19 protein-coding genes are annotated in these 16,156 nt (G+C 71.2%); 15 read left to right on the top strand and 4 right to left on the bottom strand.

Features of this window, described 5'->3' with window-relative positions; genetic code table 11:
* Positions 1-77: 77 nt before the first annotated feature.
* From eutM to Q2K16_RS32590, 14 genes are all read left to right on the top strand, one after another.
* On the top strand, positions 78-377 hold the full coding sequence (gene eutM / locus Q2K16_RS32525) for an ethanolamine utilization microcompartment protein EutM (protein ID WP_117230296.1): 300 nt from the start codon (positions 78-80) through the stop codon (positions 375-377).
* A gap of 36 nt (positions 378-413) precedes the next feature.
* A complete protein-coding gene (locus Q2K16_RS32530) occupies positions 414-1,199 on the top strand; it encodes a hypothetical protein (RefSeq protein WP_302742524.1) in 786 nt (261 codons plus the stop codon).
* Positions 1,196-2,356, top strand: coding sequence for a class I SAM-dependent methyltransferase (locus tag Q2K16_RS32535; protein WP_302742525.1), 1,161 nt, complete (start codon positions 1,196-1,198; stop codon positions 2,354-2,356). The genes Q2K16_RS32530 and Q2K16_RS32535 overlap by 4 nt, the downstream gene beginning before the upstream one ends.
* Before the next feature lies 1 nt (position 2,357).
* The gene (locus Q2K16_RS32540; RefSeq protein ID WP_302742527.1) at positions 2,358-2,990 is read left to right on the top strand and encodes a hypothetical protein; all 633 of its coding nucleotides are present in this window, start codon (positions 2,358-2,360) and stop codon (positions 2,988-2,990) included.
* Between the two features lie 19 nt (positions 2,991-3,009).
* Entirely contained in the window at positions 3,010-3,297 is a 288-nt protein-coding gene (locus tag Q2K16_RS32545) for a EutN/CcmL family microcompartment protein (protein WP_145919059.1), read from the top strand.
* Position 3,298: 1 nt separating this feature from the next.
* Complete coding sequence (locus tag Q2K16_RS33325) at positions 3,299-3,802, top strand: BMC domain-containing protein (protein WP_302742531.1); 504 nt, start codon at positions 3,299-3,301, stop codon at positions 3,800-3,802.
* A 1-nt stretch (position 3,803) separates the two neighbouring features.
* On the top strand, positions 3,804-4,628 hold the full coding sequence (locus Q2K16_RS32555) for an alpha/beta fold hydrolase (protein ID WP_302742533.1): 825 nt from the start codon (positions 3,804-3,806) through the stop codon (positions 4,626-4,628).
* Complete coding sequence (locus tag Q2K16_RS32560; RefSeq protein WP_302742535.1) at positions 4,621-6,042, top strand: FAD-dependent oxidoreductase; 1,422 nt, start codon at positions 4,621-4,623, stop codon at positions 6,040-6,042. The genes Q2K16_RS32555 and Q2K16_RS32560 overlap by 8 nt, the downstream gene beginning before the upstream one ends.
* A gap of 190 nt (positions 6,043-6,232) precedes the next feature.
* On the top strand, positions 6,233-7,405 hold the full coding sequence (locus Q2K16_RS32565) for a CaiB/BaiF CoA transferase family protein (protein WP_302742537.1): 1,173 nt from the start codon (positions 6,233-6,235) through the stop codon (positions 7,403-7,405).
* 11 nt (positions 7,406-7,416) lie between these two features.
* On the top strand, positions 7,417-8,055 hold the full coding sequence (locus Q2K16_RS32570) for an isochorismatase family protein (protein ID WP_302742538.1): 639 nt from the start codon (positions 7,417-7,419) through the stop codon (positions 8,053-8,055).
* On the top strand, positions 8,055-9,068 hold the full coding sequence (locus Q2K16_RS32575) for an ABC transporter permease (protein ID WP_302742540.1): 1,014 nt from the start codon (positions 8,055-8,057) through the stop codon (positions 9,066-9,068). The genes Q2K16_RS32570 and Q2K16_RS32575 overlap by 1 nt, the downstream gene beginning before the upstream one ends.
* Positions 9,061-9,927 (top strand): ABC transporter permease, encoded by an 867-nt coding sequence (locus Q2K16_RS32580; protein ID WP_302742542.1) that lies wholly within the window; start codon positions 9,061-9,063, stop codon positions 9,925-9,927. The genes Q2K16_RS32575 and Q2K16_RS32580 overlap by 8 nt, the downstream gene beginning before the upstream one ends.
* Entirely contained in the window at positions 9,924-10,964 is a 1,041-nt protein-coding gene (locus tag Q2K16_RS32585; RefSeq protein ID WP_302742543.1) for an ABC transporter ATP-binding protein, read from the top strand. Before Q2K16_RS32580 ends, Q2K16_RS32585 begins: the two co-directional genes overlap by 4 nt.
* Entirely contained in the window at positions 10,961-11,920 is a 960-nt protein-coding gene (locus tag Q2K16_RS32590) for an ABC transporter ATP-binding protein (protein WP_302742544.1), read from the top strand. Before Q2K16_RS32585 ends, Q2K16_RS32590 begins: the two co-directional genes overlap by 4 nt.
* A 33-nt stretch (positions 11,921-11,953) precedes the next feature.
* On the opposite strand, the gene Q2K16_RS32595 is transcribed toward Q2K16_RS32590, so the two are convergent.
* Positions 11,954-12,610: a GntR family transcriptional regulator gene (locus Q2K16_RS32595; RefSeq protein WP_145919069.1), complete on the bottom strand. Its 657-nt coding sequence runs from the start codon at positions 12,608-12,610 to the stop codon at positions 11,954-11,956.
* A gap of 75 nt (positions 12,611-12,685) precedes the next feature.
* Between Q2K16_RS32595 and Q2K16_RS32600 the strand changes: the two genes are divergently transcribed.
* Entirely contained in the window at positions 12,686-13,594 is a 909-nt protein-coding gene (locus tag Q2K16_RS32600) for a hydroxymethylglutaryl-CoA lyase (protein ID WP_302742545.1), read from the top strand.
* 39 nt (positions 13,595-13,633) lie between these two features.
* Here the strand turns inward: Q2K16_RS32600 and Q2K16_RS32605 are convergent, their stop codons facing one another.
* The 3 genes from Q2K16_RS32605 to Q2K16_RS32615 form a co-directional block, all read right to left on the bottom strand.
* Positions 13,634-13,933 (bottom strand): hypothetical protein, encoded by a 300-nt coding sequence (locus tag Q2K16_RS32605; protein WP_302742547.1) that lies wholly within the window; start codon positions 13,931-13,933, stop codon positions 13,634-13,636.
* 271 nt (positions 13,934-14,204) lie between these two features.
* Entirely contained in the window at positions 14,205-14,945 is a 741-nt protein-coding gene (locus Q2K16_RS32610) for a class I SAM-dependent methyltransferase (RefSeq protein ID WP_302742548.1), read from the bottom strand.
* Between the two features lie 50 nt (positions 14,946-14,995).
* The gene (locus Q2K16_RS32615) at positions 14,996-16,054 is read right to left on the bottom strand and encodes an ATP-grasp domain-containing protein (protein WP_302742550.1); all 1,059 of its coding nucleotides are present in this window, start codon (positions 16,052-16,054) and stop codon (positions 14,996-14,998) included.
* Between the last annotated feature and the right edge of the window lie 102 nt (positions 16,055-16,156).

Consider the following 16,156-nt stretch of genomic DNA (forward strand, 5'->3'; position numbering starts at 1 on the left):
GGGGCCGGTACGGCCCTGGGGACACGACGGGCACCCGCCCGTCGACGAACTCTCGAAGGAGAACTGTCATGGCTGACCTGCAGATGTCCGCGCTCGGCATGATCGAAACCCGTGGTCTGGTCGCGGCGATCGAGGCCGCCGACGCGATGGTCAAGGCTGCCACCGTGGTCCTGGTGGGTACCGAGTACGTCGGCGGTGGCCTGGTCACCGTGGTCGTCCGGGGTGACGTCGGTGCGGTGAAGGCCGCCACGGACGCCGGGGCGGCCAGCGCCTCCCGGCTCGGTGAGGTCGTCTCCGTGCACGTCATCCCGCGTCCGCACGGCGAGGTCGAGGCGATCCTGCCGACCGGGGCGACCCGGGGTGGAACGAAGGCCTGATCGGGGCCGCCGCGTGCTCACCGAAGGAGTTGACACATGAGTCGGGTATGGACTGCTGTCGATATAGAGGACGTCGCCCGATCGCAGGAGCCGCGCGAGATCCTGCTGGGCCCGCGTGACCTGATCTCGCCGCACGCGGCGGACATCGCCCGGGGCCTGGGCATCGACATCCGTCGCGTCGGGCAGGACGCGCCGACGACGCCGACCGAATCGGCCCGCGACGACGACAGGGCGGTGGCCGACCCGGGCGCGACGACGGGCGGATGCGACGACGCCGACGGCTGCTCGTGCGGCTGCGAGGGTGCGCAGGAGGCGGAGCGGACCATCCGTACCATCGCCGCCGCCGTCCAGTCGGCGAATCCGGACGCGGACGCGTCGACGGTCGCCAACGAGACCCTGCGGGCGCTCGGCGCGTTCGGTGGGCCCGGGGTGGGCAGCCCGGAGCAGGCGCAGCCGCTGCCCGGGCAGCGGCTGCCCAAGAAGGCCAAGGGGGCACGCCCCCAGTTCTTCGCGGAGCCGGGCATGGAGGCCGTCGTCTCGACGCTGGTGACCCTCTCGTCCGAGGTGTGGGTGCTCCGGGAGCGGGTCATGACGCTGGAACAGCTGCTCGCCGACCGGCGCGTGCTGGACCGTGGCGCGGTGGACGACTTCACCGTCTCCGCGCAGGACGCGCAGGTCCGTGACACCGAGGCGGCGGCCTTCGTCGCCCGCGTGCTGCGGGTCTTCTACGAATGGCGTGAGGAGATCGTGCGGGAGGAGACCCCGGAGTCGTACCGGGAGGTCATCCGACGGGCCTTCACGCAGGTGGGGGAGGAACAGTGAAGCAACAGCAGCGGCACGGCCTGTTGCCGCAGGAGAACCACGACGAACTCGCCCGGGAGAACTTCGTCCGGGCGTTGAAGTCGCACATCTCCACCGACGTGACGCCCGGGGTGCGGGAGCTGTACGTGCACCGCGTGGCACCCCGGTACCAGCGCGAGATGGGAGTTGCGCCCCGGGACCGGGAGACGGTGCGCCGGGCGATGGAACCGGAGCCGTACTACCAGCTCTGGAGCTCCGTCCGCCGGGCGAGCCAGGATCTGCTCTGGAACGTGGTGTCGGACAGCATCGCCCGCCAGCTCGACGACCTGAAGACGCGGGCGGATGCCGCAGGGCGCAAGCTCGGCTCGCTCGAACTCGACCCCGCCTTCACGCTGCCCTGGTACTTCTGGGGCATCGACATCCACGCCATGCCCGGTGGCTACCGGGGCGAGTACGCGCCGGACGACCTCACCGTCGGGGCCCTCTACGACCGGGGCGTCTACGTGTACGCCATGGGCCAGATGGGTGCGCTCAACGACGACTACGGCCAATCCGTGGTCAACAACTACCTCAAGAAGGAGCACCGGGACTTCCGTCCCCGCCGCATCCTGGAGGTCGGATGCGGGGTGGGCAACTCGACACTGCCGTACGTCGAGGCCTACCCGGACGCCGAGGTGCACGGCATCGACGTCGGCGCGGCCCTGCTCCGGTACGCCCACGGTCGTGCGGAGTCCCTCGGCAGGAAGGTGCACTTCTCGCAGCAGAACGCCGAGGCGACGACGTTCCCCTCGGGCCACTTCGACCTGGTCGTCTCACACATCCTGCTGCACGAGATGCCACCGGACGCGGTCCGCGCGGTCCTGAAGGAGTGTCACCGGCTGCTGGCCCCCGGCGGCATCATGATCCATGCCGACTTCCCGGGCTACGCGGGGCTGGACCCGCTGGTGCAGTTCCTCATCGACTGGGACACCTGGAACAACAACGAGCCCTTCTGGGGCCCGATGCGGGACATGGATCTCGTCCAGGCCGCCCGGGACGCGGGATTCACCGGCGACTGCTCGGAGCTGTCCTGCAAGCGCGAGTGCGTCGAGGAGGTCACCGCCCCGACCGGCCGGGTGTTGCAGAGCGGCGAGCGGCAACGCAGTGGCACCCTGGCGCTGCTGGTGGGCAGGCGCTGACATGCCGCACAGCAATGTTGAACTGCGGACGTACGCGTTCGTGGACCGGCTGCAACCGCAGATGGCGGCCCTGCTCGGTAGCGTGATGTCGGGGGACCCCGTCGTCGAGGGGATGTCCCAGCTCTATCTGGAGATCTCCCCGGGCAGTGACGTCTACGCGCTGGTGGACGCCGCCGTCAAGGCCGCCGGTGTCCGTCCCGGTTCCCAGGTCGTCGAGCGGCAGTACGGGATGACGGAACTGCACTCGGTGTCGCAGGACGCGGTCCACCAGGCCGGCCGGACCATCCTCGACCTGCTCACGATGACCGAGGCGGACGCGCGACCGGCGGAACTGGTGTCGGCCAAGATGATCTCCAACATCGACGCCTACCAGGCGCAGCTGGTGAACCGTTCCCGCAAGGGTTCGCTGCTGGTGGCCGGTGAGTCGATGCTCGTCGTCGAGTGCGAGCCGGCGGCCTACATCTCGGCCGTCGGCAACGAGGTGGAGAAATCGGCGGACATCAAGATCGTGGATGTCCGGGGGGTCGGTCAGTTCGGCCGGCTGTGGGTCTCGGGCCTGCACTCGGAGGTCGACTCGGCGCGGGACGCCGTCCGGCAGGCCTTCGACACCAAGCCCTGGTCCAAACGACGCTAGTGAAACGAGGTGATCCGGAGTGCGCATCGCCCGGGTGATCGGATCGGTCGTCAGCACCGTCAAGGCCGACGCGCTGACCGGAGCCAAGCTGCTCGTCGTCGTGCCCCTGGGGGAGACGCCCGCTGCGGAGCCGTTCGTCGCGGTCGACACGGTCGGTGCCGGTCGGGGAGAGGTCGTCCTCATCGCCACCGGTGGAGCCGCGCGGCTGGCCGATCGGCAACCCACCCAGGCGCCCGTGGACTCCACCATCGTCGCGATCGTCGACCGGCTGGAGACCGACACATGGGTCAACTACGTAAAGGACTGACGTGGACCTCTGGGATGCGGGTGCCCTCGGCGTCGTCGAGACGCAGGGACTGGCCGTCGCGATCGTCGCTGTCGACGCGATGACGAAGGCTGCCGAAGTGACAGTGATCGGCGTGCGTCGAATCGGTGGCGGTCTTGTCACGGTGTCGTTCATCGGTGACATCGCCTCGGTGACGGCGGCGGCCGAGAGCGCCCGGCAGGCCGTCACGGCAACCGGCGGGTCGCTCACCTCGACCGTCATCGGCCGACCCGCCGTACCGACGGATCTCTTCCGGCACACCGCCCCGGGTGAGCACCGACCGTCAGCCACCAGCGCGGCCGAGCTGCCGGACCCGCCGGCTGAAACCGCTGCACCCGAGCCGACCGGCCCGGTGGGCACCGGCGATCCCGGTGGGAGCAGCACGGTCCCGAAGCGGCGGGCCACCCGCAAGCGGCCAGCGCCACCGTCGACCGGCGGGCCCGGACCGTCACCCGGCGCACCGACCGACCAGCCAGGAGGGACGTGACATGCGCGGATACGTCGGCCCTGAGGGTGCGCAGATCCACTACCGGGCCAGCGGCGTCCAGGGGCCCGCGGTGGTGCTGTTCCACGAGTCGCCGCAGGCCTCCAACGTCTTCGCCCCGGCCATGCCCGCCCTCGGTCGGTCGCTGCGCGCCCACGCCTTCGACACCCCCGGCTACGGGCTCTCCGACCCGCCCCCGCACCCCCTGGACATCCCCGGCTACGCCCGTCTGCTGCTGCGGGCGATCGACTCGTTGGGCATCGAGACGTTCGCCGTCGTCGGTCAGCACACCGGCGCCTCCCTGGCTCTGGCGGTCGCCCACCTCGCGGCACCCGGTCGGGTCACCCACGCGGTCCTGTCCGGACTCGTCCTCGACCGGGCCGAACGGGAGGAGCTGGGTGCCTCCTGGGCACCGGACAGGCCGATCGATCCGGACGGTGGTCACCTGAGGCACCTCTGGACGCGGTACGCGCAGCTGTGGGAACGTCCCCCGGAACTGGTCAACCTCGCCGTGGCGAACATCGCGTCGGTCTTCGACCGGTACAACTGGTCGTACCGGGCCGCCTTCGGGTACGACCCGGTGGAGCCGTTGCGGACCCTGCCCTGCCCGGTGCTGCTGCTGACCGCCGGACGGGACATGCTCGCCCACTGCGACGCGCTCGCGCTGACGATCCGTCCCGACGCGAAGGCCGTCCGGCTCACCGACACCACCGGTCAGCTGCCGTGGCGGGTGCCGGAGGAGTTCGCCTCGGTGGTGTCGTCCTTCGTCACCGGCCCGGGGCCAGCGCCCCGGCGGCCGTCGGGGATCCCGGAGGGGCATCGTGGCTGAGGACGCCGACGTGCTGGTCATCGGGGCCGGCACCGCCGGCCTGCCCTGCGCGGTCGAGGCCGCCCGGGCCGGGCTGCGGGTCGAACTGATCGAGGCGGACGCCGACATCGGCGGCACGCTGCGGGTGTCGGCGGGGCACCTGAGCGCTGCGGGTACCCGCCGGCAGCGGCGGGCGGGCATCGACGACGACCCGGACCGGCACTACGCCGACGTGCTGCGCATCGGACACCAGCAGGGCGACCTTGCCCTCATCCGGCTCGCCGTCGACGAGGCCGCCGGGGTCGTCGACTGGTTGGACGACAACGGCTTCCCGTTCGCCCCCGGCACGCCGGTGGTCTACCACGGGCACTCGCCGTACTCCCGGCCCCGGACGTACTGGGGGGTCGGGCACGGGCGGTCGATCCGCGAGACGCTGCGGCCCATGCTCGACGAGCAGGTCGCCCGGGGGACGATCCGGCTGCGGCTGCGTTGCCGCGCCGAATGCCTGACCAGCGAGGGCGGGGCGGTCACCGGTGCCGTCGTGCGCACCCCCGAGGGGCCCCGGGAACTGCGCGCGGGCGTCACGGTCCTCGCCTCGGGCGGCTACGGGGCCAATCCCGGCCTGTTCGCCGCGCTGACGCCGGGCGGACCACGCCTGGTGACCAACGCGGTCCCGACCTCGACGGGTGCCGCGATCGACATGGCGGTGCCGCTGGGGGCCCAGGTTCGCTTCGGTGACCTGCACACTCCCCGCCTCGGCCTGCTCGAACGCCGCTCGCAGCCGGGTCGGGTGGACTTCTGGTCGGAGCTGGCGAGCCTCGCGCCGGCGGAGCGTCCACCCCGGGAGATATGGGTGAACGCGGCCGGGGAACGGTTCGTCGCCGAGGACCTCGACGACGTCACGCGCCACGAGCGGGCCGTGCAGGAGCAGCGCGGGGCCGAGTTCTGGATCGTCGGCGACGAGGCCGGCGTGGTGGCGGGCGCGCCGTTGGTGCCCGCGTGGGACGCCGAGCGGTTTCGGGCCGAGGCGGCCTCGGGGGACACCGCCTGGGTCGCCGACGACCTCGTGGGTCTCGCCCGCCGGGCGGGGATCGGCCCGGAGGGGCTGACGCGCACGGTGCGGGAGTACAACCTGGCGGTCGACCGGGGCGAGGATCCGTGGGGGCGGCGGGCCCTCGACCACCGGATCGGCCGACCGCCCTTCTACGCGGTGCGGTCGGTGGCCGCGCTGCTGTGCAGCTTCGGCGGGTTGGACGTCGACACCGGCCTGCGGGTCCGGCGGGCCGGTGGCGGTGTGGTGCCCGGGTTGTTCGCCGTCGGGGAGGCCCTCGGGATGGGGGCCACCAGCGGGGCCGCGTTCTGTGGCGGGATGGCGGTGACCCCGGCGCTGGCGTTCGGGCGACTGCTCGGCCGGCGACTGGGCGGGAGGTCGTGATCGCCGCAGGCTGATCCCGACTGTTCTGTATGCACGAATGTCCGACTGTGTACCCCCTTGTGTTCACGACTAGGAAAAACCGTTGTTGACAGCGAGTGGGATTGAGTTGTTGTATACAACAACCACTCGGCGGTTGCTATGAGAGGTGTTCATGTCCAGCGATTTGCACCCCGACGGACCGCTTCACGGCGTGCGCGTGGTCGAGTTCGGCTCCCTGCTCGCCGGCCCCTTCTGCGGCCAGCTGCTAGCCGACTTCGGTGCCGAAGTGATCAAGTGCGAGCCACCGCGCCAGGGCGACCCGATGCGCGACTGGGGTCAGGAGAAGCCGCACGGCAAGTCGCTCTGGTGGCCGATCGTGGCGCGCAACAAGAAGTCGGTCACCGTCGACCTGCGGACACCCGAGGGGCAGGCCGTCGCCCGGCGGTTGATCGCCCGGTGCGACGTGGTGGTCGAGAACTTCCGCCCCGGCACGATGCAGCGCTGGGGACTCGGCTACGAGCAGCTCTCGGCGGACAATCCCGGCCTGGTCATGGTCCAGGTCTCCGGCTTCGGGCAGGACGGCCCCTACTCCGCGCGACCCGGCTACGGCTCGGTCGGAGAGGCGATGGGTGGCCTGCGGTACGTCGTCGGCGACCCCCGCACCCCACCGAGCCGGGTCGGCATCAGCCTCGGCGACTCGCTGGCCGGCACCTTCGCCGCGCTGGGCGCGCTGCTGGCGCTGCGGGTGCGTGACCGGACCGGCCACGGTCAGGTCGTCGACTCCGCCATCTACGAGGCGGTGCTGGCGATGATGGAGTCGCTGCTTCCCGAGTACGCCCTGGCCGGTCACGTACGTGAGCGCACCGGTGCCATCCTGCCCAACATCGCCCCCTCCAACGTCTATCCGACCCGCGACGACGGGCTGGTGCTCATCGCCGCCAACCAGGACACCGTGTTCCGGCGGCTGGCGACGGCCATGGAGATGACGGAGCTGGGCACCGACCCGCGCTTCGCCACCCACGCCGCCCGGGGCCACCACCAGGCCGAGCTGGACGGCATCATCGCGAAATGGTCTGAGCAGCACGACACCGAGCAGCTGATGGCGGTGATGGTGACGCACGACGTGCCGGTGGGCCGGGTCTACCGGGCCCCGGAGATGCTACGCGACGAACACTTCGCCGCCCGCGAGGCGATCATCCGGGTCGCGCACCCCGAGTTCGGCGAGTTCCCCATGCAGAACGTCGTACCGCGGCTGTCGACCACCCCGGGGCGGGTCAAGTGGACCGGGCCGCAGCTCGGCGAGCACACCGACGAGATCCTGGCCGCCGTCGTCGGCCTGACGACGGCGGAGATCGACGAGCTGCGCACCAGCGGCGTGATCTAGGGGCGGACACGGTGAATGACCTTCAGGTGGACTACCGCAGGGCCGGCTTCGGCGCGGACCTCGGCCGCGGATTACGCCGGGCACTACTCCTGGTCGACTTCGTGCAGGCCTACCTCGACCCGGCGTCGCCGCTGTTCGCCGGCGACCAGGACCCGCCGGCCCTGCGGGCCTGCGCCACCCTCCTGGACACCGCCCGGCGCACCGGCGTACCCGTGATCCACACCCGCGTCGAACTCGCCCCCGGCAGTCAGGACGGCGGCCTGTTCGTGCGGAAGGTGCCCGCACTGAGGGTCTTCGAGCGCGGCGGCGCATTCGCCGCCGCGCCGCCCCGACTGGCCCCGGCCACCGGCGAGACGGTCGTGACCAAGCAGTACGCCAGCGCGTTCTTCGGCACCAGCCTGGCCAGCACCCTGCGGGTGCTCGGGGTCGACGCCCTGCTCATCGGCGGCTGCTCGACCAGCGGCTGCGTACGGGCCAGCGTGGTGGACGCGTTGCAGCACGGGTTCGTCCCGCTCGTCGTCGCCGACGCGTGCCTGGACCGGGACCCACGCCCGCACCAGGCCGCGTTGTTCGACCTCGGCGCGAAGTACGCCGACATCGTCGACCTCGACGAGGCGACGCTGCTGCTCGGCTCGCCCGGAGGTGTGTGATGCGGGTCCTCGGCTACGCGCGACGGCGGGTGCTGTTCCTGCCGCTGGGGCTGCTCTCCGTCATCGCGCTGGCGTTCCTACTGGTCAACGCGCTGCCGGGCAATCCGGTCGGGGTCATCGCCGGGCCGGCCGCCTCACCGGAGGAACTGGCCGAGATCGAGCGGCGGCTCGGCCTGGACCGGCCGATGTGGGAGCGGTTCGTCGACTACCTCGGCGGCCTGCTCCGGGGCGACCTCGGTTCGTCGTACTACACCGACCGGCCGATCCTCTCGGAGATCCTGCGGTTCGCCCCGGCCACGCTCGAACTGGTCCTGCTCTCCCTGACCGTCGCCGCGCTCCTCGGCGTGGGGCTCGGCACGCTGGGCGCCTACTACAAGGGCACCATGGCCGACCGGACCTCCCGGTTCGTCATCACCACGTTCCAGTCGATCCCCGACTTCTTCCTGGCCCTGCTGCTCATCTACCTCTGCTTCTACCTGGCCGGGTGGGCACCGGCACCGGTGGGCCGGCTCGGCCTGATGGACGAACCACCGCCGACCGTGACCGGGGCCCTGCTGCTCGACTCGCTGCTCGCCGGCGACATGGCGATCTTCCGGTCGGCGCTGGCGCACTCGATGCTGCCGGTGCTCACACTCGGGATCTACTACTCGGCGTACTTCGCCCGCAGCACGTACGCCTCACTGGTGCCGGCGCTGGAGTCCAAACAGGTCGAGTTCGCGCGGGCCTGCGGCCTGTCCGAGCGGACCGTCCTCGCCTACGCCTTCCGCCAGGCGCGGACCCCGATCCTGACCTACGGCGGCATCCTGCTCGCCGCGCTGCTCGGCGGCGCGGCCATCATCGAGACCATCTTCTCGTGGGGCGGCTTCGGGGAGTGGGCGATCGACTCCATCCTCCAGCTCGACATGCCGGCCGTGCAGGGCTTCATCCTGGCCGCCGGCCTCGGGACCCTGCTGGCCTTCACCGCACTGGACATCCTGGTCGCGGCGCTCGATCCGAGGGTGCGTTATGACTGAGACCCTGACCGCAGACCCCACCACGGTCGTCGCACCGGCGACGGCGCGACGGCGCAGGAGCGGCCGGCGACTACGGCTGTGGATACCCTCCGGCATCCTGACCGCCATGCTGGCGGCCGCCTACGTCGCGCCGCTGCCCCACGACCCGGCCGTGCCGGTGCCCGAGACCCTCGCGGCACCCGACGGCGAGCACTGGATGGGCACCGACAAGTTCGGCCTCGACGTGTTCAGCCGGCTCGTCGCCTCGGCGGGCGTGGACATCCCGCTGGCCCTCGCCGGCATGCTGATCTCCCTGGTGATCGGCGTCCTGCTCGGCCTGGCCGCCCTGCACCGGGGCCCCTGGGGTGAGCGCGTCGTCCGCGCGCTCGACGTGTTCCAGGCCTTCCCGCTGCTGATCCTGGCCATCGCCCTGGTCGCGCTGATGGGCAACAACATCGAGAACGTCGTGGTCGCCATCGCCATTATCAACGTCCCCCGGTTCGTCCGACTGGTCCGCAGCGAGGGCCTCACCATCCGGGAGAGCCGCTACATCGAGGCGGCGCACGCCATCGGCGCGAGCGGGCCCCGGGTCATGTTCCGGCACGTCCTGCCGAACATGACCGGCATCATCCTCGCCCAGGCGTCCCTGGCGGTGGCGCACTCGATCGTGGTGATCGCCTCGCTCTCCTTCCTGGGCATCGGCATCAACGCCGCCGACGCCAGTTGGGGTGCCATGATCCAGACAGGAGCGCAGAACATGACCACCGGCCAGTGGTGGGTCTCGGTGTTCCCGGGACTGGCCATCTTCCTGACCGTGCTGTGCTTCAACGCCATCAGCGACGAGTTGCAGGACTCGTTCGGCCGGGCGAGGCAACGATGAGCGCCCTGCACGCACTGCGCCGGTCGCGTACCCGGCCCGCCGCGCCGGACCCCGACCACCCCGGGGGTCGCCACCTGCTGGAGGTGAGCGGGCTGACCACCCGGTTCGACACCCCGGCCGGCCTGGTGCACGCGGTCAACGGCGTCGACTTCCACGTCGACCGGGCGGAGATCGTCGGTGTGGTGGGCGAGAGCGGGTGCGGCAAGTCGGTGACCATCCGGTCGATCCTCGGACTGGTGCGCCCGCCGGGGCGGGTGGTCGACGGCACCGCCCGCTTCAACGGCGTCGACCTGCTCGCACTCAGCGGCGCCGAGTTACGCCGGCTGCGGGGCAAGGAGATCGGCTTCATCGCGCAGAACCCGTTCAGCGCCCTCAACCCGGTGATGCGGATCCGGCGGCAGTTCGCCAAGATCATGGCGGCGCACGGCGTCAGGTCCGAGGGCGAGGCCCACGACCGGGCCCGCGCCGCGCTGGCCGACGTCGGCATCGCCGGCCCGGACCGGGTGCTCGACGGATACGCCCACCAGCTCAGCGGCGGCATGGCCCAGCGGGTCGTCATCGCGATGGCCATGTTGCTCAACCCGACCTTCGTCATCGCCGACGAGCCGACCACCGGCCTCGACCTGACCGTGCAGCGGCAGATCCTGGACCTGATCCGCGCGATGGTGAAGGAACACGAGCGTTCCATGCTGTTGGTCACCCACGATCTCGGCGTGGTCGCCCAGTACTGCGACCGGGTGGTGGTGATGTACGCCGGCCAGGTGATCGAGCACGGCACCGTCCGGGAGGTGCTGGGCACGCCCGGCCACCCGTACACCCGGGCGCTGATCCGGGCCATTCCCCGACCGGGCCAGCCCTTGGTGCACCTCACCGGGCGGCTGCCGGACCTGGTCGACTACCCGGCCGGGTGCCCCTTCCAGGCACGCTGCCCGCACGCCTTCGAGCCGTGCACCCGGGTGGTCCCCGAGCCGGTCACGACGGCGTCCGGTCACACGTACCGCTGCCACCTGCCGCAGGAGAAGGAGGCCGTACGGTGAGCCTGCTGGAGTTGGCGAAGGTCAGCAAGGAGTTCCATCTGGGCGGCGCCACCACGGTCTACGCGCTCGACGAGGTGTCGTTGACGGTGGACGCCGGGGAGACCCTCGCGATCATCGGGGAGAGCGGATCCGGCAAGTCGACGCTGGGCCGGCTGGCACTGCGGCTGATCGAACCGACCCGGGGGCAGGTCCACTTCGAGGGCACCGACGTGCTGGCGCTGCCCGCCGCCGAACTGCGGAAGATGCGCGCGAGGCTCCAGATCATCTTCCAGGAGCCGTTCGAGTCGCTGAACCCCCGCATGCGGGTGGGCGACATCGTCGGTGAGCCCCTCGCCATCCACCGGCCCAGGACCCCGGTGCAGGAGCGTCGTGACCGGGTCGCCCGGGTGATCGAACAGGTCGGCCTCTCGCCGGACATGGCCCGGCGGTACCCCGGCGAACTCAGCGGTGGACAGCAGCAGCGGGTGGGCATCGCGCGGGCCATCGTGACCGAACCGTCCCTGATCGTGCTGGACGAGCCCACCTCCTCGCTCGACCTCTCGGTGCGCGCCCAGATCCTGCAACTCCTCGCCGACCTGCAGGCGGAGCTGGGCATGGGTTACCTGTTCATCTCCCACGACATCCACACGGTCCGGTACGTCAGCGACCGGATCGCCGTGATGTACCGGGGACGGGTCGTGGAGACCGGCCCCTCCGAGCGGGTGTTCGCCGACCCCCAGCACCCGTACACCCGGGCGCTGCTGGCCGCGGCGCTGCCCGTCGACCCCGACCAGGAGCTGCCGCCGGCCCGACTGGTCGGTGACCCGCTGAGCCCGACCCAGCTCGTGCAGGGCTGCGTGCTGTACGGACGGTGTCCGGTAGGTGAGGACCGTTGTGTACAGACTGAGGTCAGGCTGACCCCGATCGACGTCGGCCGCGAGGTGGCCTGCATCAAGCCGGGCGCGCCGGGGAGCTGACGGTTGCTCCCCGGCGCGGGCCGGTCGCCCCGCTCAGAGATCGGGACTGTTCACCATGGCGTCCAGCAGGACCCGGCGCGCAGCCAGGACGTGGGCCCGCATCGTGCTCGACGCCCACTCGGCGTCGCGGGCCTTCAACGCCGCGACGAGGTCGCGGTGGTGCGCCATGCTGCGGGCCAGCGCGTCCGGGGTGTAGAGGCGGAAGGCCCGGACGATCAGCGGCACCTCCACGACCGCTGACAGCAACGAGGTAAGCCGCTGGCTGGCGGCGGCGCCGATGACGATGGCGTGCAGTTCGGAGTTGAGGGTGGCGATCTCGTCCAGGTCCTGCGGGCTCATCCGTTGCGCCCGCTGTTCCATCTGGTCACAGAGCAGGCTCAGCCGTGGCAGGTGCTCGGGGTCGATGCGCTGGGCGGCGAGGGCGGCGCCGTAGCTCTCCAGCCGGGCCCGGATCTCGTAGGTCTCCTGGAGGTCGCTGAGCGACCACTCGGCGACCCGGGCCCCCCGATTGGGCTGGAAGACGACGAGACCCTCTGCGGTGAGCCGGCGCAGGGCCTCACGGATCGGGGTCCTGCTCACCCCGAACTGCCGGGACAACTCCACCTCGCCGAGCCGTTCCCGAGGGCGGATCGCGCCACTGAGAATCGCCCCCCGCAATGCCTCGTAGGCATCCTCTGCGGCATTCGTCACTCGTGCCTCCGTGATGTGAGCGGTGTGCGGCAGTTCTCCTTGCCGCCTACCCCGACGGCCTGAGATTGTATACACATGATGGTGAACGTGGTGGAGGTGTCCCCTCGGGACGGCCTGCAGAACGAGTCCGAGATCCTGCCGACGTCGAGCAAGATCGAGTTGATCCGGCGGTGCGTCGACGCCGGCGCCCGACGTGTCGAGGCGGTGTCGTTCGTCCGGCCGGACCGGGTACCCCAGATGGCCGACGCGGAAGCCGTCATGGCCGGGGTGCCCCGGCGCAGCGACGTGTCGTACATCGGCCTGGTGCTCAACCGGCGTGGGCTGGACCGGGCGCTGGCAACCGGGGTCGACGAGGTCAACTGCGTCGTCGTGGCGACGGAGACCTTCAGCCGACGCAACCAGGGCACCTCCGTCGACGCGATGGTCCGGGCCTGGTCCGACATCGCCGAGGCCGCCCACACGGCCGGCCTACGGGCCAGCGTGACGGTGGCCGCCGCGTTCGGCTGCCCCTTCGAGGGAGATGTCGCCCCGGCAGCCATCGGTGACCTCGTCCGTCGGCTCGCCGCCAGCGGACCCGACGAGATCGCGTTGGCCGACACGATCGGGGTGGGGGTACCCGTGCAGGTTCGGGAACTGGTCGCGGCGGCGATCACGGCGGCTCCGGGCGTGCCGCTGCGCGCCCACTTCCACGACACCCGCAACACCGGCATCGCCAACGCCCTCGCGGCGGTCGAGGCCGGTGTCACCGTGCTCGACGCGAGCGTCGGAGGCATCGGCGGCTGCCCGTTCGCCCCCGCTGCGACCGGCAACGTCGCGACCGAGGACCTGCTCTACGCGCTGGACCGCTCCGGGCACTCGACCGGTCTCGACCCCCGCGGTGTCACCGAGACGGCGGCATGGATCGGTGCTCAGCTCGGCAAGACCAGCCTGCCGGGTGCGCTTGGTCGGGCCGGCTGGTTCCCGGGACCGCCCCCGCAGAGCTGACCGGTGTGAGCGCCGACCAGGGCGTTGGGGCGAAGGGCGTCACAGGCGGGTGTTGGCGGCAGGCGTCACCGTGGCGCACAGCGAGCCGACCGCCCAGGACCACTGCCCGCCGGGCCGGTCGGCCACCATGTCCAGCGGCAGCGAGGTGACCACCCCGGCGATCGAGGGGCCGGTCCCGATCTGCACCAGGTGAGGCCGGGGCACCTCGGTGAAGAACACGACGCCGCCGCTGAGGAACGTGCCACTGCCGACGGCCACCATGACGATCTGGTACGCGATCGCGCGGGGCAGCCCGGTTGGCGGCAGGAGCCGGGACACGGCGAGTCGATGACCGTCCATGGTGTCGGTCAGGCCACCCGGGCTGCGGGGCGACCCCCACCGCCATCGATTGCGCATCCTGACCGGCGCGCTGCCGACCCGGCCGTGGTCCCGTCGAACAGGATCGTCGTACGTCTCTGGACCCGCACAGAACTCTCCGCCCACCGCCCGATGTCGCCGGTCGGGGGTCCACGACAGGAACGGCGCGGGAGGCACCCCGTCACAGCCGTAGGTCGCCGCGTCCTGCAGCAGTACCGAGCCGGCGGCGTGGGTCTCCCGGCCGGCGACGAGGTCAGGCCAGGACGAGGAGGTCCATCCAACTGGTGGCAGGTTCGGTGGGGTCAGCCTCGGCGGCGGCACGGAGTCGGGCGAGGCCGCGGGCGTAGACGTCGTCGGGGAGGGCGCGGAGCTTGGAGTCCGCAGCGCGGCGGAGCCCGTCGGCGTAGGCGGTCAGGGTGGGTGCGCTGCGTTGCGGCAGCGGGCGGAGCGAGACCTGGGCGAAGCCTGCCGTGGCGAAGGCCGCGCAGACCCGGTCGACGGTGGGGTAGGTGTCGACCAGCTCCGCTGTCTCGGGGAAGAACCGCACCCGCAGGTCCCGGTCGCAGCGGCCGGGGAAGGAGTTGCGAATGAGCACCGGAGCGCCTGGTTTGAGTGCCCGGCGTAGTTCGCGGGCCGATGCCTCCAGATCGTCCAGATGGTGGATCACGGAGCCGAGCCATGCCGCGTCCGCGCAGCCGTCCGGGACCGGCAGCGACTCCGCCCTTCCGTCGAGCGCCCGGATCTCCTCAGACGCAGGAATCAGCGCCCGCATCGCTGCGGCCGGCTCGACGGCCAGCACCCGGACTCCAAACCAGGCGTGGAATGTGCTCGCGAACGCTCCGGTCCCCGCACCCACGTCGAGCACCGTCATGCCAGGTGCGAGACCCGCCGCTGCGGACACTGCGGAACGCCATGCCTCCAGGCCCTCCCGTGGGACCTCCCGAGCCGCCTGATAGTCGGCGGCTGCCTGGCTGTCGTAGCGTGTTTCAGCCATGCCCGTCTGCTCTCTGCGCTCCACAACGAGGTGCTGCCTACAGGTGTCGTTCAATGCCCGGACAGTCTCTCGGTGATCTTCCCGAGTTCCGCGTCTGCCTCGCCGAAGACAGCGTAGAAGAGCCAACCGCGAGGAGGAACCAGTGTGCTGGCCGCCAGCGGAAGGATGCCGTCACGGCCACTGGTCGCGAGCCGTCCCGCATCGTCCAGCAGGTGGACCAGTCGCTCGAAGTAGTCGTCGCCGCCGATCCGGACGAACGCCAGACGCAACCGCACGCCCAACTGCTGGGCGATCATCCCGGGCGAGAGGCGGGCGTTGACCTCCAGCACCGGGACCAGCTCCCCCGACGCGGTCGTCATCGAGTCGACGGACAACGGCCCGCGGTAGCCCTCCGCCGCTGCGGCCCGGGCCACCGCCTCCACGCATGCGCGGTACTCCGCACGGTCGAGCCGCTGCATCAACTGCGGCGTCGGAGACGACGAACCCCGGTAGGAGTGACCGACGTTGAGGATCTGGCGGACGCCGTGCCACACCAGTTCCCCTTCCGGGTCGATCGTCAGATGCGCGGCGAAGTCGTCGGACCGTTCGTACAGCGGCTGGACCACCAACTCGATCATGTCCGCAGGTCGCCGACGCAGGCTGCGTTCGACCAACGCGAGTCTCGCGGGTGAGTCGAGGATGACATTGCCCTGCCCGGACACTCCGTAGGGGTCTTTGACCACGCACGGCAAGACCGCCGCCTCGCGCAGTTCCTGTAGCGAGGTGACAACCCGTCCGGAGCCTGGTAACCCCAGCCGCGTCGACCAGGTCTTGGAGTTGACCCGCCGGACGGCGTCCAGGTCGGGCAGCGCCGCGTCCAGTCCGAGGCTTCTGACCGCAGCGGCCGTCCCCGGCAGCACCGCATACGGTTCGGGTCTCGCGCCGGTGAATCCCGGCAGGCCGACGACAGCCAGGCGCTCCTCGACGGGGAGCGCCAGATCGCCGGGAACCGGCAGGTGCCGTGCACCGAAACCTGCGGCGCGCATCACCTCGCCGAAGGCCGCGGGCGGCTGGTAGTGAGTGAGTAGCACGTCATCGGGGCGGCAGAGGACGGCCTGTAGCTCATCCATGCCCCGCAGCAATCGCTCGGCGTGTGGATCGCGGAGGGCTGGCAGCCGCGCCAACCCGGTCGGCCGCCACCGGTGCTCCGCGTCGCAACTGCCGAACCTGAC

Origin of the sequence: Micromonospora cynarisoli (assembly GCF_030518815.1) — a bacterium.
GTDB classification, from domain to species: Bacteria; Actinomycetota; Actinomycetes; order Mycobacteriales; family Micromonosporaceae; genus Micromonospora; species Micromonospora wenchangensis.

Coding starts and splice junctions, on each gene's coding strand:
- Q2K16_RS32600 (WP_302742545.1), top strand. CDS start 12,686: ATGATGGTGAACGTGGTGGAGGTGTCCCCTCGGGACGGCCTGCAGAAC.
- Q2K16_RS32585 (WP_302742543.1), top strand. CDS start 9,924: ATGAGCGCCCTGCACGCACTGCGCCGGTCGCGTACCCGGCCCGCCGCG.
- Q2K16_RS32610 (WP_302742548.1), bottom strand. CDS start 14,945: ATGGCTGAAACACGCTACGACAGCCAGGCAGCCGCCGACTATCAGGCG.
- Q2K16_RS32530 (WP_302742524.1), top strand. CDS start 414: ATGAGTCGGGTATGGACTGCTGTCGATATAGAGGACGTCGCCCGATCG.
- Q2K16_RS32605 (WP_302742547.1), bottom strand. CDS start 13,933: ATGGACGGTCATCGACTCGCCGTGTCCCGGCTCCTGCCGCCAACCGGG.
- Q2K16_RS32580 (WP_302742542.1), top strand. CDS start 9,061: ATGACTGAGACCCTGACCGCAGACCCCACCACGGTCGTCGCACCGGCG.
- Q2K16_RS32615 (WP_302742550.1), bottom strand. CDS start 16,054: ATGGATGAGCTACAGGCCGTCCTCTGCCGCCCCGATGACGTGCTACTC.
- Q2K16_RS32555 (WP_302742533.1), top strand. CDS start 3,804: ATGCGCGGATACGTCGGCCCTGAGGGTGCGCAGATCCACTACCGGGCC.
- Q2K16_RS32540 (WP_302742527.1), top strand. CDS start 2,358: ATGCCGCACAGCAATGTTGAACTGCGGACGTACGCGTTCGTGGACCGG.
- Q2K16_RS32575 (WP_302742540.1), top strand. CDS start 8,055: ATGCGGGTCCTCGGCTACGCGCGACGGCGGGTGCTGTTCCTGCCGCTG.